An 18715-nucleotide genomic window follows, 5' to 3' on the forward strand; every position below is an offset into this window, starting at 1 on the left:
ATTGCTCCCCGTGGGAACAATAAGGCTTCTCATGATGCGGATAACAGGAGTTGAACCTGCACGTCATTGCTGACACTAGAACCTGAATCTAGCGCGTCTGCCTATTCCGCCATATCCGCTCGTTTGCAGCGCCGCTCGCTTGCAACAATGTGATTTTATAACAGATCGGAAAATATTGCAAGCCCTTTTTACCATTTTTTTATTTTTTTTTTGCTTCCTCCTTTTTCGGAGACGCGCAAGCCCCTTTGGTGCTTTTGTTGCATTTGTACAAAATATACTGAAAAAATTGCTTTAGCCGCTTTTTGTTGCTATAATGCTAAATAACCGGTTTTAAAACCGTTTTTCACGGAAGTAACGCCGGCAAACAGGACCATTCTGCCACAACGACAGCGGCGCGCTGACCCGCGCTTGATGATAATGATTAGGAAGGTGATGTTATGCGTTGGCAAGAAATGCTGCACCAAAGCTTTACCCGGGCGGAAGATCTGACAGCCCTGCTTGAAATGACTCCCGAAGAAGAGAAGCGGATGGAGGAGATCCTGGAATTGTATCCCATGTCCATCCCCTCCTACTACCTTTCCCTGGTGGATTTGAGCGACCCAGAGGACCCCATACGGAAGATGTGCATCCCCTCCGTATACGAGACCGACCTGGACGGCGCTTTCGACACCAGCGGCGAGGCCTCCAACACGGTCATGCCCGGCCTCCAGCACAAGTACCTGCAGACCGCCTTGGTCCTCTCCACCAGCAATTGCGCCATGTATTGCCGGCACTGTTTCCGCAGGCGCCTGGTGGGCCTCTCGGACGACGAGGTCGGAAAGAACATCGACGCCATGGTGGATTATATCCGCGACCACGAGGAAATCACCAATGTGCTCATCTCCGGCGGGGACTCCTTCATGAACAGCAACGAGACCATCGAACGGTATCTCAAGTCCCTTTGCGACGTCGAACACCTGGACCTGATCCGCTTCGGAACCCGGATTCCCGTCGTGCTTCCCATGCGGATCACCGAGGACCCGGAACTCCAGTCCATCCTGGCCGAATACAACCGGAAGAAGCCCATCTACGTCATCACCCAATTCAACCACCCCCGGGAGTGCACCCCCCAGGCCAAGGAAGCCATCGGCTTGCTGCTCCGGATGGGCATCGTGGTCAAGAACCAGACCGTGCTCCTAAAGGGCGTCAACGACGACCCCCGGGTGCTGGGGGAGCTCCTGCGGAACCTGACCCGCATGGGCGTGGTGCCCTACTATGTGTTCCAATGCCGTCCGGTGACAGGCGTCAAGAACCAGTTCCAGGTCCCCCTGGAGCAGGGTGTCCGGATCGTGGACGAGGCCAAGAACCTCCAGAACGGCCAGGGCAAATGCTTCCGCTACGCCATGGCCCATGAGACCGGCAAGATTGAAATCCTCGGCAAGGGAGAGGACGGCCGCATGCTCTTCAAGTACCAGCAGGCGAAGGATCCTGCCGACTGGAGCAGGATCTTCACCAGGAAGCTGGAAGAAGGCCAGTGCTGGCTTGACGATGAATGATATGGTAAATGTAGCGAAAAGGTGCCCCCCGCAGGATGCGGGGGGCACCTTTTCGCCTTCTTTCCTATTGGTCCAAAAGGCCTTTGGATTCCAGGAATTCCCTGGCCACTTCCTTTTCGTTCACGCCCAGGTTGTCCACCTGGTAGTTCATCTGCTGCATCTCTTCGTCCGAAATGTTGCCTTGCAGCCGGTTCAGCTCCTCCACCACCTCGGGATGCTCCTCGGCATAGGCTCCGTTGAGCAGGGGGGCGACGAAATAGGGCGGGAAGAAGCCCAGGTCGTCCTCCAGGACCACCAGTTCGAATTCGATCAGTTTCCCGTCGGTGGAGAACGCGTCCATCACATCCCCTTTTTTCTCGGAGATGGCGGCATAGCGCAGGCCGGGATCCATGGCCATGGTGTTGCCGAATTCGAAGCCGCCGTAGGCTTCCTTGACGCCCGGAAGACCGTCTTCCCTTTCCAGGAATTCCGTGGTGGAAACCATGGTCAGTTCCCCCGCCACCTTGGACAGGTCCGAGAACGTCTTCAGGTTGTAGGCTTCCGCCACTTCCGGGAGCACCGCGAAAGTGTAGGTGTTGTTGAAGCCCATCTGCTCCAGCCAGAGCAGGCCGTACTCGTCCCTATAGACCTGCTTCACATGGTTGTAGACCTCCTGGGCGTCCTTCAGGCCGCTTTCCCCCAGGATGCTGCCGTAAGCCGTTCCCGTATACTCCGGATACATGGCCACATCTCCCGTGCGCAGGGCCTCGAAGACGATGTTTGTGCCCCCGAACTCCCGCACCTCTGTTGCGTAGCCCAGCTTTTCCTCCAGCAGCACCGATAACATCTGCCCCAGGATCCTCTGTTCCGTATAGTTCTTATGCCCGATCTGGACCACATCCCCCTTCTTTCCGCAACCTGCGAACAGGCTCAGGGAAAGCACTGCGGCTCCAGCCGCCAGCAATATCCTTTTCATTTTCATTCCTTTTCCTCCATTTTCTTATCCATCCATCATACGAATGTCTTTTTCATCTTGCGCCGTCCCTTGGGCTCCAGCATCATTTCCACGAATCCCAGGATGGCATCCATGGAAAGGGCCAAAAGGGCTGTGGGGATGGCTCCCGCCAGGATCAGGTTGTTGTTGTACATGGAAATCCCTTTGAAGATCAGGTCGCCCAGACCGCCCGCCCCGATCAGGGACGCGATGGTGGCCGTACCGATGTTGATGACCGTGGAGATCCGGATCCCTCCCATGATCACCGGCAAGGCCAGAGGGACTTCCACCTGGGTCAGGATCTGGTATCCCGTCATCCCCATGCCTTTGCCTGCCTCGATGGTGGACGGGTCGATGTTGCTGATGCCGATGTAGGTGTTCTTGATGATGGGCAGCAGGGCGTACAGGAAGAGCACGAACACCGACGGGGTCAAGCCCACCCCCAGGAACGGGATGACAAGACCGAACAAGGCCAGGCTGGGCACCGTCTGGAACACGTTGGCGATTCCCAGCACGAGATTGCTTGTGTTCCTGTAGCGTGTGATCATGATCCCCAGGGGAACCCCGATCAGGATGGCAAAGCCTACGGCGATGCCGGTGATCTGTATGTGCTGCAATGCCAGCTCCAGAATTTCGACATACCTGCCTCCGATAAACTCCAGAAAAGATGCTTTATTGTTCATGCTTCTTCTCCTCCTTGCTTTCCTCGTAGTCCGTGATCATCTCCGTAATCAGGTTGACGATGCTGGACTCCGACACGATGCCGCTCAGCTTCTTCTCCTCGTCCACCACATACACATGCTGCAGCTTGTTCTGGGCCAGATAGTCCAGAACGTCCACCATATTCATGTCCTCCGAAATCACCGGAACATCCTTGTTCATGATGTCCTTGATCTTCATGTCCTCGTTCATGGCCTTGGCCAGTTCCTTGCGGGTGATGAACCCAAGAACCTCCTGGGGCTGGTCGCTTTGCTTCTCCACCACCGCCAGGGTGTTCACCCCCCGTTTCTTCATCAGTTCCAGGGCATGGGACACCGTCCGGGTCATGCTGGTCCTGGCCACGTTCTTGCGCATGATGTCCTTGGCGTACACCATTTCCGGCGACTTCCAGAGCCTGTCCTTGCCTACAAAGAACTCCACATAGGCATCCTTGGGCTTCTTCAGGATCCTTTCCGGGGTGTCGTACTGCAGGATCTTCCCGTCCTTCATGACGGCAATCTTGTCCCCCAGCTTCAGGGCCTCGTCCATGTCATGGGTCACGAAAATGATGGTCTTGTGGAGCTCGTCCTGGAGCTTCAGCAACTCGTCCTGGAGCTGCTCCCGGGTCATGGGGTCCAGCGCGCTGAAGGGTTCGTCCATAAGGATGATGTCCGGATTCGTGGCCAGCGCCCGGGCAACTCCAATCCTCTGTTGCTGCCCTCCGCTCATCTCGTCCGGATACCTGTCGTAGTACGTCTCTCCCGGCAGGCCCACCATGTCAAGCAACTCCATGGTCCTGGCCTTCCGCTTCTCCTTGTCCCACTTCATCAGTTTGGGGATGACCTCGATGTTCTCCCCGACGGTCATATGGGGGAACAGGCCCACCTTTTGGATCACATATCCAATCCTTCTCCGGAGCTGGATGGGGTCCATCTTCATGATGTCCTGGCCGTCGATGATGATCTGGCCCTCCGTGGGTTCCACCAGCCGGTTGAGCATCTTCATGGTCGTGGTTTTCCCGCAACCGCTCTCGCCGATCAGGATGACGAATTCCCCTTCATATACCTTCAGGTCCAAGCGGTCCACGACCTTGGCCGCTTCGCTGTAGCTTTTCGTCACGCTTTTCAATTCTATCATTTTTACCTCCTTATGACAACTCCCATTATTTTTAAAGTTGTCACTTTTGCTTTGTCAATAATATCATAATATTCGAATGTTGTCAAACCCTTTCCAAAAAAAGAGCGCATCTGCCTCCGCAAGGCAAATACGCTCATTTTCAATCATTTTCTTCCCGAGGTTCCTGTTGCATGTAGGCGATCATCCTTTGGACCGCATCCGTTCCCCCCACCACAACGACCCTGTCCTTGGGCTGGAAGACCGCATAGGGTCCTGGAGACACCAGCATCTCCCCCGCCCGCTTGATTGCGGCGACGGTGGCGCCGGTGTTCTGCCAGATGCTCAGTTCCTGGACGCACTTCCCCTCGAAACTGCTGTTGGGGGGAAGTTGGATCTCCTGGGGCAGGATCTGGCCGCTGTTCTTCAGGCGGTCCGAGTAGTCGATGATGTCCTCGATGATCTGGCGGACCTGGCTGTCGATCTTTTCCTTCTCCTCCATCAGGTCCGCCAGCTTTTCCTTGTAGTCCAAAAGGGTTTCCTTGATCTTGAACCGCTGGATGAACGCCTCCACATTGCTGTTTTCCTGGATGTAGATGCCGCTTCCATGGACCACCCGGACGATCTGGGTGTCCTCCAGGATCCGGATGGCCCGGCGGACGGTTTCCGGAGAGACGTTGTATTCGCTGGCCAGGGCGGAACGTCCCCGGAGCCGGGGTTTGTCGGCGAATTCCCCCTTGTGGATCCTGCCCGCCAGGTCCACGGCGATCCGCATGTAAATGGGCATTTCATTTTTGGGCTGCATAGACACCACCTTCGATTTTTTCTAAATCCTATCACATACCTGAAAAAAAAACAAGGAAGCCCGTTTTGGAGACACCTGCTGGAACCATCGGAAACTTGAACCGCACCTCGGCATGTGGTAAAAAAAAACCTTGCCCGCAAACGGAATCCGCAGAGTGACAAAAAGAGCCCGGCCATGGCAAGCAGATCGCTTGCACATGGCCGGGCTCTTTTTGCATGCTTTACATCTGGGGCGCAGGCGCCTTCACCACAACCAGCTCCAGGGTGTCGTCGTGCAGGTTGCGCACGTTCATCTTGGTCTGGAAGGGGATCTTCAGCACATTTCCTGCAGGATACGTGTGGGTCTCCTGGTCGTCCAGTCCGATGGACAAGGTACCCCGGAGCACGGTCATATATACCGTGGAATTGGAGAAATGCTCCGGCAGGCCTTCATTCTTGGGGAATACCATATGGATGTAATGCACGTTCTCATCCATGATGGCCTTTTCGACCAGCTTCCCGTTCCCTTGCAGTGTGATTTTGAAAATTTGTTCTACCATGTCGATCCGCTCCTATTCTTCTTTTTCGTTCAGTATACCGGAAGATTGGGGACAAGTCGGTAGCCATGGTCACACTTTTCCATTTTTTCACTGCAGGCGCTTATGCCAGACATTCATGCTTTCGATGGCTCCCCCAATCTGCGTGTTGTTGCGCAGGGTGCCGCCGAAGGCGTATCCGTGTCTGGAGAAGGTTGCGTTCATGCCGTGGGAGGCTGCCCGGGCGATGGTGTAGGCCACCCGGATCCGATCCTTCACCGCAGCCTCCATCACATGGAGGAGGGTGGAGGCCAGATTCTTCCCCCGGTATTCCGGGTCCACGGCGAAATCGGTCATCTCCGCATTCCCTTCCGCCAGGTCCATTTCAGCGGAGGAAAGGCCCACCAGCCGCTCCCCCTGCCAGATGCCGAAATAGGCCACATGGCTTTCCATGGTCTCCCGGATGTAATCCGGTTCATGGATGGGGAAAGGATAGGAGGCGAACACCTTCCGGTAGAGGGCCGCCATGTCCCCTGCGTCCGATTCCAGGGCTTGCCTGCAGTGGAAGCCTTCCTCCAGGATGGGCATGTAGAGCATCCCTTCCTTTTCCTTGGCCTTTCGCAGCACGTCTTCCAGGTGCTCCCCGCGCCGCAGGACCTGCCGCTCCCCGTCCGGATACCGCACCAGGAAGGCGCAGTCCGAACCGTTTCCGTAAAAACCGGGGATTCTCGCCTCTTCCACGAAGCCTTTTTCCAGGAACCAGCCCTCTTCCGGAGCCGGCACCTTGGCCACGATCTTCCCGTAGCCGTTCTTGTCGGCCAATTCCTCCAGTTGCAGGATGAACCGCTCCATCCCCTCCTGGGGTGTCTTCAAAACATAAATCCTGTCGTTCTGCTTTCCATGGTGGACCAGTCCTCCGCCCAACCGGATGGTTTCATCAAATGTCTTCATTGGTCTTGTATTCCTCCCATCGTCCTTCCTTGCGCTTTTCCAGGCTGGAGGGTGTCAGGGTGATCATATCGTCATAATCCGACAGCAGGCGCTGGATACCGATGGCCTGCTCCTCGTCGGCGCCCTCCAGCTTCAACTGCAGGGTGCACTTGTCGCAGTTCAGGTCGCACAAGTTGTGCTTGTATTCGGTCGGTTCCTGGTAGGTGGTGATGACCCCCTCGAAATTCCTGAGGATGGCTTTGTTCGTGGACCAGGAGATCAGGTAGTTGGGCCCTACGGGGATCTTGCCTCCACCCCCGGGAGCGTCCACCACATAGGTGGGAACGGCGAAGCCGCTGGTATGGCCCCGGAGGCTCTCCATGATCTCAATCCCCTTTCCGATGGACGTCCTGAAATGCTCCAGCCCTTCGGACAGGTCGCACTGGTACAGATAGTAGGGGCGCACCCTGTTCCTCACCAGCTGGTGGACCAGCTCCTTCATGATCCTGGGGCAGTCGTTGATGTCCGCCAGCAGAACCGACTGGTTCCCCAAAGGTATCCCCGAGCTCCAGAGCTTCTTCAGGGCTTTCTTGGAGGAGCTGGTGATTTCCCTGGGATGGTTGAAATGGGTGTTGATCCAAAGGTTCTCATGCTTCTTCAGGACCTCCACCAGTCCGTCGGTGATCCTGTAGGGAAGCACCACCGGTGTCCTCGTTCCGATCCGGATGACCTCCACATGGGGGATCTTCGAGACTTCCGTCAGGATCCAGTCCAGGTATTCGTCGGAAAGCAGGAAGGGGTCTCCACCGGACAAGAGCACATCCCGGATGACGGGGGTATTCCTGATGTAGTCAAGCCCTTCTTGGATCTGCTCCCTGGAGGGGATGCTGTCCCTGTCCCCCACCTTCCTTTTCCGGGTGCAGTGCCTGCAGTACATGGCGCAGGTGTTGCTCACATGCAGCAGCACCCTGTCCGGATACCGGTGGGTCACACCAGGCACCGGGCTGTCCTTGTCCTCATGCAGGGGGTCTTCCATGTCCGTCTTGGCCACATACAGCTCCTTGCGGTCGGGGAACGCCTGCTTGAACACGGGATCGCTCCATGGGTCCTCCGGATCCACCAGGGAAAGGTAGTAGGGGGTGATGGCCATGGGGAATTTCTCTATCGTCTCCTCGATAAGGGCCCTCTGCTCCTTGTCCAGCTTTATGTCGAAAATCTTTTCCACCGTATCCACCGAGTGGATGGTGTTGCGCATCTGCCATTTCCAGTCCCGCCATTTCTCCATTCCTTCCGGCGTGCTGTTCTCCCCTTGCATCCTTTGTTGAATCAGTGTAATGCTCGTTTGCATCGTTTTTTCCTCCTTGTGCGGTTCCGAACGTTTCCATAATTAGGACTTTCCTGTAATGTAAAAAAAAACACTCCAACCCTATTGTTATAGAGTTAGAGTGTTTAAGCTTCGCTGCTTCCAGCTCGCTTTATACCATCTGCGATAGCATAGTTCATGACCATATGATCCTAAACAAACCCCAGTTCTATGGACTTCAAGTTTTTCCATGCCATTTTTGCGCTTTTTCCGCACACTTACTGATTTCCACGGCCTGCTTTCGGCCACGTAAAAAAGCTCATGCACCTGCTACTCATCGCATCTACTTCACCTGTACCATATCTCCTTCATTGCCCGCCCCGATTCGGAGCGGAATTCTCCAAAATTATACACGATGTCATGACATTTGTCAAGGCCTGGCGCCCGGAACTCCGGTATCCGGGGTTCCTTCCCTTCCCCTTTTATGGTACAATGGAAAAAATCCTTGCGTCCGCTTCCTGGAGCGGATGCGGTCGGAAAGGGGGTGGCGGATTGACCATATTCAAAGAAAAAATCGGGGAAGTGGTGCTGGCTGTCCTTCCGGTCCTATGCATCGTTCTCCTGCTGCACTTCACCCTGACTCCCCTGGAGACGCCTGTCCTGCTGCGTTTCCTGGTCGGAGGCCTGCTGTTGGTCCTGGGCTTGGCCATCTTCCTCTTCGGAGTGCACCTCAGCATCGAGCCCCTGGGAGACTTCATGGGATCCGCCATGGTTCGTCCGGGCAAGCTCTGGGTCATTCTGGCAGGCGGCCTGCTGATGGGCTTCTTCATCTCCCTTGCGGAGCCCGACCTCCACATCCTGGGGGGGGAGGTTGCGGCCGTCACCAACGGCGGCATCCCCAAGTTCACCCTGGTGGCTGTGGTGTCCGTCGGGGTGGCCTTCCTGCTGGCCATCGGTCTGGTGCGGATCGTCTACAACATCCCCCTTTACCTGGTGATGACTTTCTTCTATGGGGTCGTCCTCCTCCTGGGCCTGGCGACCCCCCGGGAATTCCTGGGCATCGCCTTCGACGCTTCCGGCGCCACCACCGGAGCCCTGACCGTTCCCTTCATCCTTGCGCTGGCGGTGAACGTCTCCCTCCTGAAGAAGGACAGCAAGGCCTCGGAGAAGGACAGCTTCGGTCTGGTGGGGGTGGTCTCCATCGGTCCCATCCTGGCCGTGATGCTGATGCGCCTGCTCACCGGAGCCCCTGCAACCGGCGGCTTCCCCCACTTCGAGGCCGCCCTGGGCAGCTCCGTCTTGGGACCCTTCCTGGAGAAGTTTCCCGTCATCGCCCTGGAATCCCTCATCGCCCTGGCGCCGTTCCTGGCCCTCTTCCTTGCCTTCCAGTACTGGTCCCTGCACCTGCCCCGGAAGAGGTTCCTGCGGATCCTGAAGGGGCTGGCCTATGCCTACCTGGGGCTGGCGCTGTTCCTGACCGGCGTGAACGCAGGCTTCATGGACGTGGGCACCCGCCTGGGCCACGCCATGGCCGCCCTGGAGAACGATGTCCTGATCGTGCTGGTCGGCTTCTTCCTGGGGTCGGTCACAGTCCTGGCGGAACCCGCCGTCTATGTGCTCACCCGCCAGGTGGAGCAGGTCACCAGCGGTTATGTCCAGCGCCGCTTCGTCATGAGCGCCTTGTCCATCGGGGTGGGGATGGCCATCGGCCTTTCCATGGTACGGATCCTGGTGCCGCCCATCCAGCTGTGGCACTTCCTGCTGCCGGGCTATGTCCTGATCATCGCCCTCTGCTATGTGGTCCCCAAGCTGTTCGTGGCCATCGCCTTCGACTCCGGCGGGGTGGCTTCCGGCCCCATGACCGCCACCTTCATCCTGGCTTTCGCCAACGGGGTGGCGGAGGCCAGCGAGGGGGCGGATGTGCTTCTGGACGGCTTCGGGATGATTTCCATGGTCGCCATGACCCCGATCCTGACCCTGCAGATTTTGGGCTTCCTTTTCAAGCTGAACACCAGAAAGGTGGGAATAGAGACAGATGGAACAAAAGACTGAGCGTTTGGAGCATTCCCTGCTGGTTGTGGAAGTGAAGCGCGGGCACGGAAGCCACATACTGAACGTCGCCAGGGAGAGCGGCATCAGCGGAGGCACTGTCCTGCTGGGCCAGTGCAGCGTCAGCAACAGCCTCCTCCAGCTTCTGGAATGTTGCTACACCGCCACGGAAATCGTCCTGATGGTGGCGGAGACCCACGTGGCCTTCCACGCCCTGGAGAAGCTGGACGAAGTATTCCATTTCCGGAAACGGGGGCAAGGCATCGCCTTCACCCTCCCCGTCCGGGAACTTCTGGGCACCACGACCTGCAACTATGCGATTTCAGACAACTACGGAAACGGAGGCGGCAAAATGCATCAGGTGATTTTCACGGTGGTCGACAAGGGAAAGGCGGAAACCGTCATCGACGCCGCCACGGAAGCGGGCTCCAAAGGGGGCACCATCCTCAATGCCCGGGGTTCCGGCATCCATGAGACCAGCAAGCTTTTTTCCATGGCCATCGAGCCGGAGAAGGAAATGGTCATGATCCTTTCGGAAACCTCCCAAACGGAGGCGATCGTCCAGTCCATCCGGGACCGGCTGGAAATCGACAAACCAGGCAACGGAATCCTTTTCATCTTGGACACGGAAAGGAATTACGGCCTGCCTTGAGGCGATTTCAAAGCAGAAAAGGAGGCGTTAGGGGAACCGTCCAGTTCCCCTTGCGCCTCCTTTTCAATTCCGCTCCGTGCCGTCGATGACCAGGTCGCAACCGGCCGGTATGTCCATGGCCCGGAAGTATGCGTCCTCCATGGGTATCCATTCCTCCCGGAACCGCCGGCCCAGCACCGGGCCGCTCCGGGCGAGGATCCTTTCCATCTGGACGTCCTTCGGCACCTGCAGGAAGACCTTCAAGTCATAGGGTTGTCCCAGGGCAGGATGCATGCTGTAGCAGCCCTCCACGATGTTCAGCGCCTTGGGACGGACAAGGACTTCCCCGCCGAACGCCATGGTCCGGCAGTCGAATATCCTGTAGCGGAAGGGTTTGCCCGTCTCCAGACCTCCCAGCACCTCCGCCAGGAAGCGCTCATGGTCCACGTTCCCTCCCGGCTGTCCCAGGCGCTCCCGGGTCCTCTGGAAAGGTTGCAGGAAGAAGTCGTCCATGTGGAAGACGTTGCAGTCGTAGACGACACCCAGCATTCCCGCAAGGCTGCTCTTCCCGGCGCCGCTGTTGCCGTCGATGGCCACCAGGACCCGCTCCCTACCGGCAAAGAGCCCGTCGATCCGCGCAAGCAATTCCCCATACCAGGAGCCCATCTACAGGAGCCCTTTCCCGCCCGGAACCTTTTGCAGGGCCAGGACCAGGACGGGGATCAGCAGAAGCTGGATTGCGATGCCCGGCAGGGCGTTCAGGAACGCTCCGGCCAGGAACAACTGCCAGGTGAAGGGGGCTCCGGCCAATCCCAACAGGAACAGGCTGGCGCCCCCCCAGACAATCCGGCCTCCCAGCATGGCCAGGAGCAGTGTCCCATAGACATAACCCGGTCTTTTCGGGAAGATCCGGTACAGGATGCCCGTCGCCCCACCGTAAGCCGCCAGCTCGAAAGCCATGGCCGCGGCCATGGGGAAGAGGGGCGGCATGCCGAACAGCAGGCTCCGGAACAGGGGGGTGATGAATCCCACCGCCAGTCCGTAGGGCCATCCGCAGACGAAACCGCAGAGCAGCACGGGGATGTGCATGGGCAGCAGCCTGTTGCCCAGCGCCGGCACCTGCCCCGTCAGGAAGGGCAGCACCAGGCCCAGGGCCAGGAACAGTCCCGCCAGGACCAGTTTTTTCGTTGCTGTTTTCGCCATGGGTGGTTCCTCCATCTATTTCTGTCGCACATGCACGTCCATTTGGGGATAGGGTATGGGAATCCTCTCCTCATCGAAGCGCCTCTTCACGGTTTCCATAAGGTCAAAGTGGACGGTCCAGTAATCGGAAGCCTTGGTCCAGGCCCGGACCGTAAAGAATACTGCGCTGTCCCCGTGTTCGGACATGCGCACGAAAGGTTCCGGGTTCTCCAGCACCAGGGGATGCGCCTCCACAATCCCCCGCAGGACCGCAGCCACCTGGTCCCCGTCCGACTCGTAGCCCACACCGAACTTGAAGTCCACCCGCCGGTTCTCCATCACCGAATAGTTGACGATGCTGGAATTGGCCAGGGTTCCGTTAGGGATGTAGATGACCTTGTTGTCCGGGGTCACCAGGTCCGTGAACAGGATCTGGATGGACTGGACGGTCCCGCTGTGTCCACCGGCTTCCACATAGTCCCCTACCTTGAAGGGACGCAGGGTAAGCAGCAAAACACCTCCGGCAAAATTGGACAGGGATCCCTGGAAGGCCAAGCCGATGGCAAAACCGGCGGCGGCGATAACCGCCGCAAAGGAAGTGGTGTCCACACCCAGGATCCGGATGATGGTCACCACCAGCAGGATCTTCAGCAATGCGTTCACCACCGAAACCAGGAACGGCTTCAGGGTGGCGTCCAACGCCAAACGCTCCATGGAAGCGGCCAGCCTGTGGGTGATCCAGCGGATGGTCAGCCAGCCCGCAACCAGCACCAAGAGGGCCAAGGCGATGCTTTGCACCACAGGAGTGACCCATGCGATCATTCCATTGATATCATTCATTGACGTTTCTCCTCCATTTCTTTTGATGGTTCCACACTGTATGGTACCACCAATCGGAGGAAATGGCAACCTGGAGGGGCAGGTTGCGGTCAAATGGTTTTTCCATACCAGCGGCAGTACTCCCCGAAACGTTCCCCATACAATTCCCCCCGATCCCGCCGAGGTTCCACCACCCGCAGCCCCGACCAGTCCGAGGCGAACTCCTTCACTTCCTCCAGCCCCCCTGCGGCATGCAGGGCCAGGGCCGCGGCTCCCAGGACGGAGGCCTGGCTGGTGTCGGAGCAATGCAGCGGCCTTTGGAAGATGTCCGCCGCCATCTGGGTCCATTGGGGGGAATGGAGGATGCCTCCGGAGAGGACCAGTGCCCTGGGTTCCCCCGACGCCTCCAGCAAGGCCTGGAACCCTTGGAGGAGGTTGAACAGGATCCCTTCCCGAAGGACCGTGTAGAGTCCCGCCGCATCCTCCGTCCCCTCCAGACCCACGAAGCCTCCCCTGCGCCCGTCGTTCCATCCGGGGCTCCGCTCCCCGAACAGGAAGGGCAAGAAAACCGCCCCCGGTCCGACAGGGGCTTCCAAGGACACCCCACCCCTTTCCAGTTCCGGATAGCCCCACTTTCCTCCCAGCACCTTCTCCTTGAACCAGCGGACGCAGTTGCCCGCCCCCGAGGTGGCGGCTCCAGCCACCCAGTCCTCCACCCCCGCGTAGCACCAGGTCTGCCTCTTATCCGTGAGCGCCGGCGCCTCCTTGGTCAGTCGTAGGGCGCCGCTGGTTCCCACGGAGAAGGTCATCCGCCCCGGCAGGGAGGCCCCGTCCCCCACCTGGTTCAGGGCCCCGTCCGGATGGGAGGGCACCACGGGGATTCCCGGGGCGATCCCCAGGAGGGCCGCCCCTTTGGAGGTCAGGGGCCTTACATCCCTATAGCTTCCCAGCAAGCCCAGCTGCTCCACGCGGATTCCCAGCAGGTCCAGCACCTGGGGGTCGTAGTTCCTGTCCTCCAGATGCAGCCACCCGGATCCCGACGCCGTGCTGACGGATTCCATGAACTCCCCGGTCAGCCGCTGGAAGAGGCAGGCGCCCTGGCTGGCGATCCGTTTGCCCTTCAAGGGGACCCCCCGCTCCTTCATGTCCAGCAGCACCTGCCTGGGGTAGGAGGCATGGACCATGCATCCGGTCCGCCTGTAGAGTTCTTCCGCCAGGCCTTCCTGCAGACGCAGGTTCCGGCAACTCCCTGCCGCCCCCCGGTAGGCCCAGGTGTAGGTCCTTCCCTGGGGACGCATCCTGTCGTCCAGGAGGACCACGCTATGCCAGATTCCTCCCAGGGCTACAGCCTGGATGTCCCTCCCCCGGGCTACCCTGCGCCCCACCTCCAGGGCCGCCCGGAGGACCGCCTCCGTGTCCTGGGCCCCCTCCCGGTCCACCTCCGGTCCGAAGGTCTCCATGGCCATGTCCAGGATCCCCTTCTCCCGGTCCACCAGCACCGCCTTCGCGGCGCTGGTGCTTGTCTCCATTGCCAGTACGAGCACGCTTTGCACCCCCTTCTCTTCCCAAAATGAAGGGAAAGGACAGCCCATTCCCGCTCTCCGGCAGACTGTCCTTCCAAAATCATTCGTCCCTTTTCACCTTTTGGCGCTGGACACCCATGCCCTGGATGCCCAACTCCACCACATCCCCCTCCCTGAGGTGGCGGGGCGGTTTCATCCCCATCCCCACCCCGGAAGGGGTTCCCGTGGAGATCAGGTCTCCCGGCTGGAGGGTCAGCACCTGGCTGAGTCTGGAAACCAGCTCCGCCACGGAGAAGATCATGTCCTGGGTGTTGGAGTCCTGTACCCTCTCCCCGTTCAGTTCCAGCCAAAGCCCCAGGTCCTGGGGGTCGGGCACCTCGTCCGCCGTGACGAACCAGGGGCCCACAGGACCGAAGCTGTCGTGGGACTTGCCCCGGATCCATTGTCCCGTCTCCATCTGGAGGTCCCGCTCGCTCACATCGTTGACCACGCAATAGCCCGCCACATGGGCAAGGGCCTCTTCCACCCCGACCCTCTTCGCCCTCCTGCCGATGACCACCCCAAGCTCCACTTCCCAGTCTGTCCTTAGGGATCCCGGAGGGAGCAGGATGGGGTCTTGGGGGCCGCTGATGGCGCCCGTGGCCTTCATGAACAGCACCGGCTCCTTGGGAAGGGCCATGCCCGTCTCTTCCGCGTGTTTCCTGTAGTTCAATCCGATGCACAGGAAATTCCCGATGCCGTTGAAGCAGGGTCCCAGGCGTACGCCTTCCGGCGCCAGGGGCAGGGTCTCCAGATCCAGCGTCCTGAGCCGGTCCAGGTCCCCCAGCAGCTCCCTGTCCACATCCCCCACCACCAGGGAGAGGTCCCTGATCCGGCCCTCCCCGTCCAGGATTCCTGGTTTTTCTTTTCCTTCCTCACCAAAACGGACCAATTTCATCTATTCCTGCTCCTTTCATTTTTCATTCCGATTCCCGTACGGCCTTGCCGCCGGTCTTTATAACATCATTCCCCTCTGCGGGCAGCAGCCGGTTCACTGTTGCGAAAAACAGCAGGAAGGCCACCGGAACAAACACTACGGACATGCCCGGGCGGATTCCCCGGTCCTCCGCCACGATTCCCACCAGGGCCGGCAACAGCACGGCCCCGAAGCTGGTGATGGTCACGAAGACCCCCATGGCCATGGGATACCGCTTCAGGATCCGGCCGGCGTTGGCCACCGTGGTGGGGAACATCCCGGCCATGCACATTCCCAAGCCGATGGTGCTGGCCAGCATGGGCAGCAGGCTCCTGCTCAGGATCAGGCTTGTGAAGAAAATGCCGATTCCCAGGCTGGATCCCAGGATCAGGCTCCTGGGGGACCGGCTTCCGGACAGGTAGGCCGTCAGCAGCCTTCCCAGAAGGATGACCGACCAGAGCACGGAGGTCAGGACCTGGGCCTGCTGGTTCCCCATGGTCCCCGAGTCGATGAAGTAGGTCACCAGCCAGCCCATCACCGTAGCCTCCACCCCAAGGTAGAAGAACATGATGCCTGCCGTGATCCAGAACAGGCGCTCCCTGAAGAACCCCAGCGCCCCTCCACTTTCCATGCCGGCCTTTCCCCGCCGGTTGTCCAGCTTCATGAACAGGGAGGTGGCCATGGAAACCAGGATCAGGACCAGCACCACCAGCACCGCCCCCTTCCAGCCTCCGCCGCCCCTTCCCGTGAATCCCAGGACCAGGAACGGCGAGAGCAGGGCTCCCACCGCGAAGGCCCCATGGAGCAGGTTCAGGGGCCCTGCATGCCCTTCCGCGAGGTTGTTGATGATGGAGTTGTTGTAGTTGGTCACACCACCCCGCCCGAAGCCGGTGAACAGCAGGGCCGCCACCAGCCAGAGGGGGTTCCCTTGCAGGACCGTCATGGCGAAGCCCAGGAAGGCGAATCCGTTCAGGAACAGCAGGGAATTCTTCATCCCCAGATACGCCGGCAGGAAACTGGCCACCAGGACCGCCGCCATGTTCCCCACGGAATGGGCGGAAATCATCATCCCCCCCACCTGGTAGCCGAGCCCGTACTCCTCCTTCATCATGGGGAGGATGGACCCGATCATGATGGTGAAGAGTCCCTGGATGAAATACATGAAGAACAGGTTGCCGACGATGTAGCCTTGGTCCCTGTCCAGGCTGGAAAAAAAGGTGGATCTTCCCATGCATGCCTCTCCTTTTGCTTGTCTCGGGCGCCGGCCCCAATGCCCGCGCTCCTGCCTATACCATACCACACTCAAACGGAATTTTCATCCCGTTTTTCCCTTGGATTTCCGACTCGTCCGGAGTTCTCCCCCCAGGGGGATTGTCATTTCCTCGGGAAGGTGGTACGATTGATTCAAGCACTCCAAGTCCTTTGCGGTGCTTGCGGGAAGGAGGGGAACCTTTTGGACAAACGGACCATCCCTTGGCAGGTACAGGCCGACCGGATCATCAACGAATCCGACACGCTTCCGGGGCGCATTTTCGACATCCTCATGATGGGCACCATCCTCTGCAACAGCCTGCTGATCATGGCCGACAGCGTGGAAGCCTTCCACCGGGCCTACGCATCGGCGATCGATGTGCTGCAGTGGGTTTTCGTCCTGGTCTTCACCGCGGAGTATCTCCTCCGGATCCTGGTGGTCCGGAACAGGCTCCGTTACATGACCAGCTTCTTCGGCATCATCGACTTTCTGGCCATCGTCCCCGCCTACCTCAGCCTTTTCCTGCCCGGCGTCCGTCTCCTTTCGATCATCCGGACCTTCCGCCTGTTGCGCCTCTTCAGCATCTTCAAGCTGGGACGCTATGTGGATGAGTCGGGGAACCTGCTGAAGGCCTTGCGGGCCAGCCGTCCCAAAATCACGGTCTTCCTGTTCACCATCCTCTTCATCATCATCTTCGTGGGCGCCATGATGTGCATTGTGGAGGGTCCCGACCGGGGATTCGCGAACATCCCCGAATCCATGTACTGGGCCATCGTAACGGTCTCCACCGTCGGCTACGGGGACATCTCCCCCCAGACCCCCCTGGGCAAGGTCATCGCAAGCCTGCTGATGATCGTGGGCTATGGGATCATCGCCGTCCCCACGGGCATCATCACCAGCGAGCTGGCCCAGGTGGGCAGGAATCCCTCCGCGCCCGGCACCTGCCCCCATTGCGGCAGCCGGCACCAGCGCAGGGACGCCCTCTACTGCTGGCATTGCGGGGAACGCCTGTGACGGCTCCACCAGGAACGCAGAAGGGGCGCACTTTCGTGCGCCCCTTCTGCGTTCCTCTTGCTTCCAACCGGTTTTCGATTACAATCCTTGACCGAACCGCATTCCCTGTCCAGGACCGTTTCCTGCGCCTCTTCCTCCGCCTTGTCCTTGCCCGTCTCCGAACCGGTTGCCGGCACCCATGCCGCCTCCCTTGCCGAAGCCGATGCCCAGCCTTTCCTCTCCACGGTTCAGGCCGGTGCCGTCACAGGTAGCCAGGTTCTCTTCCAGCCGTTCCCGGATGGTGTCCGCCTCTTCCTGGGTCAGTCTGCCTTCTTCCACCCGCTGCTCCAGGACCGCCTGCTTCCGGGCCAGCATGTCCGCCTTGAATTCATCCAACACCCCTTCCTCCGCCGCGATGGCGCCGAAGGTGGAGTCCCCTTTCGCTTCATAGAGGGATTCGACGGATTGTCCCGTCAGTTCCGACAGCTTCTCCGCCGGTGTCGCCAATTCAGCCGCATACACGCCGATGCCTGTTCCTGCCACCAATACCGCTGCGCTCAGGGCGGCCACGAATTTTCCTGTTCTTTTCATGTCTTCCATCTCCTTTGTACTGTGTTTTGGGAAGGCCTTATTGCCTTTCCTTGATTACAGTATAGGACAGGAATGTGAGAAAGTTATGAGGAAATCATGTGGATTTCCTGTTCACTCCAATTCCAGCCCCCGGACTTCCACCGCCAGGGCTCTTGTTTCCGCTCCCTCGGCTCCCGGCCGGAGGCTGGCGAAGACCACGCCCACCACACGCCCTTCACCGTCCAGGACCGGGCTTCCGCTGTTGCCCGGGTTCACGGAAATCCCGATCTCAAAGGGGCCGCCCGGTCCGGCCGGAAAGCCGGCGACCTCTCCCCTTTGGGAAATCTTCTGGAAGCCCAGGGGGTTTCCGATGACGGTGACCGTGTCCCCTTCCCGAAGCCGCACATCCCGGGCCAGTTCCAGATGGGGGAGGTCCCGACCGTCGATGTCCACAACGGCCACATCCACACCGGGAAGGAGCCTGTATTCTGTGGTGCTGAAAACCGCACCGCCTTCGAAACGGATCCGGATCTCCAGCGCGTCCTCCACCAGATGCCTGTTGGTGACGATGGTCCCTTCCGGGGAAATGTTGAAGCCCGTCCCCCGGCTCCTGGCGGATCCCCCCAGGCCGGTGGGAAGTAGGGCTTCCAGACTCACCACTGCGGGTCTTGCCATTTCCGCCACCGGATCCCCCCTAAGCTCCCGGTTCTGTTCCAGGAATCCGTGCCGTCTGGACCAGAGTCCCTGGAAGCTGGGAAGGATAAGGACCACCATGGAAAGCAGCAGGAGGATGGTCATTCCCCGGAAGAGGCAACCGAACCGCCTCCGCTCCGGCTGCAGCTCTTCTTCCATCCCTTCCATCATCACCA

At 59.3% G+C, this 18715-nt stretch carries 19 protein-coding genes and 1 tRNA gene; 4 read left to right on the forward strand and 16 right to left on the reverse strand.

The features are described 5' to 3' along the window. Window positions 1–35: 35 nt before the first annotated feature. Window positions 36–119: transfer RNA gene (locus tag GXN74_RS02565), tRNA-Leu, on the reverse strand. Window positions 120–437: 318 nt separating this feature from the next. Here GXN74_RS02565 and GXN74_RS02570 point away from each other — a divergent pair. Then, complete coding sequence (locus GXN74_RS02570) at window positions 438–1535, forward strand: KamA family radical SAM protein (protein WP_162369359.1); 1098 nt, start codon at window positions 438–440, stop codon at window positions 1533–1535. Between the two features lie 64 nt (window positions 1536–1599). Here the strand turns inward: GXN74_RS02570 and GXN74_RS02575 are convergent, their stop codons facing one another. The 7 genes from GXN74_RS02575 to kamA form a co-directional block, all read right to left on the reverse strand. Then, window positions 1600–2496, reverse strand: a complete 897-nt coding sequence (locus GXN74_RS02575; RefSeq protein WP_212505679.1) for an ABC transporter substrate-binding protein — start codon at window positions 2494–2496, stop codon at window positions 1600–1602. Window positions 2497–2525: 29 nt separating this feature from the next. Next, window positions 2526–3191, reverse strand: coding sequence for an ABC transporter permease (locus tag GXN74_RS02580; RefSeq protein WP_162369360.1), 666 nt, complete (start codon window positions 3189–3191; stop codon window positions 2526–2528). Further along, window positions 3181–4344: a betaine/proline/choline family ABC transporter ATP-binding protein gene (locus GXN74_RS02585; RefSeq protein ID WP_162369361.1), complete on the reverse strand. Its 1164-nt coding sequence runs from the start codon at window positions 4342–4344 to the stop codon at window positions 3181–3183. The genes GXN74_RS02580 and GXN74_RS02585 overlap by 11 nt, the downstream gene beginning before the upstream one ends. Window positions 4345–4483: 139 nt before the next feature. Then, entirely contained in the window at window positions 4484–5125 is a 642-nt protein-coding gene (locus GXN74_RS02590) for a GntR family transcriptional regulator (protein ID WP_162369362.1), read from the reverse strand. A gap of 220 nt (window positions 5126–5345) precedes the next feature. Continuing rightward, a complete protein-coding gene (locus GXN74_RS02595; protein ID WP_162369363.1) occupies window positions 5346–5663 on the reverse strand; it encodes a cupin domain-containing protein in 318 nt (105 codons plus the stop codon). A gap of 87 nt (window positions 5664–5750) precedes the next feature. Further along, the gene (gene ablB, locus GXN74_RS02600) at window positions 5751–6590 is read right to left on the reverse strand and encodes a putative beta-lysine N-acetyltransferase (RefSeq protein WP_162369364.1); all 840 of its coding nucleotides are present in this window, start codon (window positions 6588–6590) and stop codon (window positions 5751–5753) included. After that, a complete protein-coding gene (gene kamA / locus GXN74_RS02605; protein ID WP_212505680.1) occupies window positions 6577–7917 on the reverse strand; it encodes a lysine 2,3-aminomutase in 1341 nt (446 codons plus the stop codon). Before kamA ends, ablB begins: the two co-directional genes overlap by 14 nt. A 507-nt stretch (window positions 7918–8424) precedes the next feature. On the opposite strand from kamA, the gene GXN74_RS02610 reads away from it, so the two are divergent. Together GXN74_RS02610 and GXN74_RS02615 are read left to right on the forward strand one after the other, a co-directional pair. Then, window positions 8425–9924 carry a DUF1538 domain-containing protein gene (locus GXN74_RS02610; RefSeq protein WP_162369365.1) on the forward strand — a complete coding sequence of 500 codons (1500 nt, stop codon included), beginning with the start codon at window positions 8425–8427 and terminating at the stop codon, window positions 9922–9924. Beyond that, window positions 9908–10573 (forward strand): P-II family nitrogen regulator, encoded by a 666-nt coding sequence (locus GXN74_RS02615; protein ID WP_162369366.1) that lies wholly within the window; start codon window positions 9908–9910, stop codon window positions 10571–10573. Before GXN74_RS02610 ends, GXN74_RS02615 begins: the two co-directional genes overlap by 17 nt. A gap of 63 nt (window positions 10574–10636) precedes the next feature. On the opposite strand, the gene GXN74_RS02620 is transcribed toward GXN74_RS02615, so the two are convergent. From GXN74_RS02620 to GXN74_RS02645, 6 genes are all read right to left on the reverse strand, one after another. Continuing rightward, window positions 10637–11218: a uridine kinase family protein gene (locus GXN74_RS02620; protein WP_162369367.1), complete on the reverse strand. Its 582-nt coding sequence runs from the start codon at window positions 11216–11218 to the stop codon at window positions 10637–10639. Continuing rightward, on the reverse strand, window positions 11219–11755 hold the full coding sequence (locus tag GXN74_RS02625; protein WP_162369368.1) for an ECF transporter S component: 537 nt from the start codon (window positions 11753–11755) through the stop codon (window positions 11219–11221). Window positions 11756–11770: 15 nt separating this feature from the next. Then, on the reverse strand, window positions 11771–12574 hold the full coding sequence (locus GXN74_RS02630; protein WP_212505681.1) for a mechanosensitive ion channel family protein: 804 nt from the start codon (window positions 12572–12574) through the stop codon (window positions 11771–11773). Window positions 12575–12663: 89 nt separating this feature from the next. After that, on the reverse strand, window positions 12664–14097 hold the full coding sequence (locus GXN74_RS02635; protein WP_162369369.1) for an FGGY-family carbohydrate kinase: 1434 nt from the start codon (window positions 14095–14097) through the stop codon (window positions 12664–12666). A 79-nt stretch (window positions 14098–14176) separates the two neighbouring features. Beyond that, the gene (locus GXN74_RS02640; protein ID WP_162369370.1) at window positions 14177–15013 is read right to left on the reverse strand and encodes a fumarylacetoacetate hydrolase family protein; all 837 of its coding nucleotides are present in this window, start codon (window positions 15011–15013) and stop codon (window positions 14177–14179) included. A gap of 22 nt (window positions 15014–15035) precedes the next feature. Further along, the gene (locus tag GXN74_RS02645; RefSeq protein WP_162369371.1) at window positions 15036–16262 is read right to left on the reverse strand and encodes an MFS transporter; all 1227 of its coding nucleotides are present in this window, start codon (window positions 16260–16262) and stop codon (window positions 15036–15038) included. A gap of 222 nt (window positions 16263–16484) precedes the next feature. Here GXN74_RS02645 and GXN74_RS02650 point away from each other — a divergent pair, with 222 nt between their 5' ends. Next, the gene (locus GXN74_RS02650; RefSeq protein ID WP_246208561.1) at window positions 16485–17297 is read left to right on the forward strand and encodes an ion transporter; all 813 of its coding nucleotides are present in this window, start codon (window positions 16485–16487) and stop codon (window positions 17295–17297) included. A gap of 78 nt (window positions 17298–17375) precedes the next feature. On the opposite strand, the gene GXN74_RS02655 is transcribed toward GXN74_RS02650, so the two are convergent. Together GXN74_RS02655 and GXN74_RS02660 are read right to left on the reverse strand one after the other, a co-directional pair. Further along, complete coding sequence (locus tag GXN74_RS02655; RefSeq protein WP_162369373.1) at window positions 17376–17867, reverse strand: hypothetical protein; 492 nt, start codon at window positions 17865–17867, stop codon at window positions 17376–17378. A gap of 111 nt (window positions 17868–17978) precedes the next feature. Continuing rightward, window positions 17979–18710: a S1C family serine protease gene (locus GXN74_RS02660; protein WP_162369374.1), complete on the reverse strand. Its 732-nt coding sequence runs from the start codon at window positions 18708–18710 to the stop codon at window positions 17979–17981. Window positions 18711–18715 lie beyond the last annotated feature (5 nt).

The sequence above is a fragment of the Anaerotalea alkaliphila genome, assembly GCF_010179735.1.
Classification (GTDB): domain Bacteria; phylum Bacillota; class Clostridia; order Lachnospirales; family Vallitaleaceae; genus Anaerotalea; species Anaerotalea alkaliphila.

What these genes read in the sequence shown, in the direction of transcription:
- GXN74_RS02580 (WP_162369360.1), bottom strand. Translation starts at nt 3,191, where the DNA reads ATGAACAATAAAGCATCTTTTCTGGAGTTTATCGGAGGCAGGTATGTC.
- GXN74_RS02570 (WP_162369359.1), top strand. Translation starts at nt 438, where the DNA reads ATGCGTTGGCAAGAAATGCTGCACCAAAGCTTTACCCGGGCGGAAGAT.
- GXN74_RS02660 (WP_162369374.1), bottom strand. Translation starts at nt 18,710, where the DNA reads ATGATGGAAGGGATGGAAGAAGAGCTGCAGCCGGAGCGGAGGCGGTTC.
- GXN74_RS02585 (WP_162369361.1), bottom strand. Translation starts at nt 4,344, where the DNA reads ATGATAGAATTGAAAAGCGTGACGAAAAGCTACAGCGAAGCGGCCAAG.
- GXN74_RS02645 (WP_162369371.1), bottom strand. Translation starts at nt 16,262, where the DNA reads ATGGGAAGATCCACCTTTTTTTCCAGCCTGGACAGGGACCAAGGCTAC.
- GXN74_RS02590 (WP_162369362.1), bottom strand. Translation starts at nt 5,125, where the DNA reads ATGCAGCCCAAAAATGAAATGCCCATTTACATGCGGATCGCCGTGGAC.
- GXN74_RS02595 (WP_162369363.1), bottom strand. Translation starts at nt 5,663, where the DNA reads ATGGTAGAACAAATTTTCAAAATCACACTGCAAGGGAACGGGAAGCTG.
- GXN74_RS02615 (WP_162369366.1), top strand. Translation starts at nt 9,908, where the DNA reads ATGGAACAAAAGACTGAGCGTTTGGAGCATTCCCTGCTGGTTGTGGAA.
- GXN74_RS02625 (WP_162369368.1), bottom strand. Translation starts at nt 11,755, where the DNA reads ATGGCGAAAACAGCAACGAAAAAACTGGTCCTGGCGGGACTGTTCCTG.
- kamA (WP_212505680.1), bottom strand. Translation starts at nt 7,917, where the DNA reads ATGCAAACGAGCATTACACTGATTCAACAAAGGATGCAAGGGGAGAAC.
- GXN74_RS02620 (WP_162369367.1), bottom strand. Translation starts at nt 11,218, where the DNA reads ATGGGCTCCTGGTATGGGGAATTGCTTGCGCGGATCGACGGGCTCTTT.
- GXN74_RS02640 (WP_162369370.1), bottom strand. Translation starts at nt 15,013, where the DNA reads ATGAAATTGGTCCGTTTTGGTGAGGAAGGAAAAGAAAAACCAGGAATC.
- GXN74_RS02575 (WP_212505679.1), bottom strand. Translation starts at nt 2,496, where the DNA reads ATGAAAATGAAAAGGATATTGCTGGCGGCTGGAGCCGCAGTGCTTTCC.
- GXN74_RS02655 (WP_162369373.1), bottom strand. Translation starts at nt 17,867, where the DNA reads ATGAAAAGAACAGGAAAATTCGTGGCCGCCCTGAGCGCAGCGGTATTG.
- GXN74_RS02630 (WP_212505681.1), bottom strand. Translation starts at nt 12,574, where the DNA reads ATGAATGATATCAATGGAATGATCGCATGGGTCACTCCTGTGGTGCAA.
- ablB (WP_162369364.1), bottom strand. Translation starts at nt 6,590, where the DNA reads ATGAAGACATTTGATGAAACCATCCGGTTGGGCGGAGGACTGGTCCAC.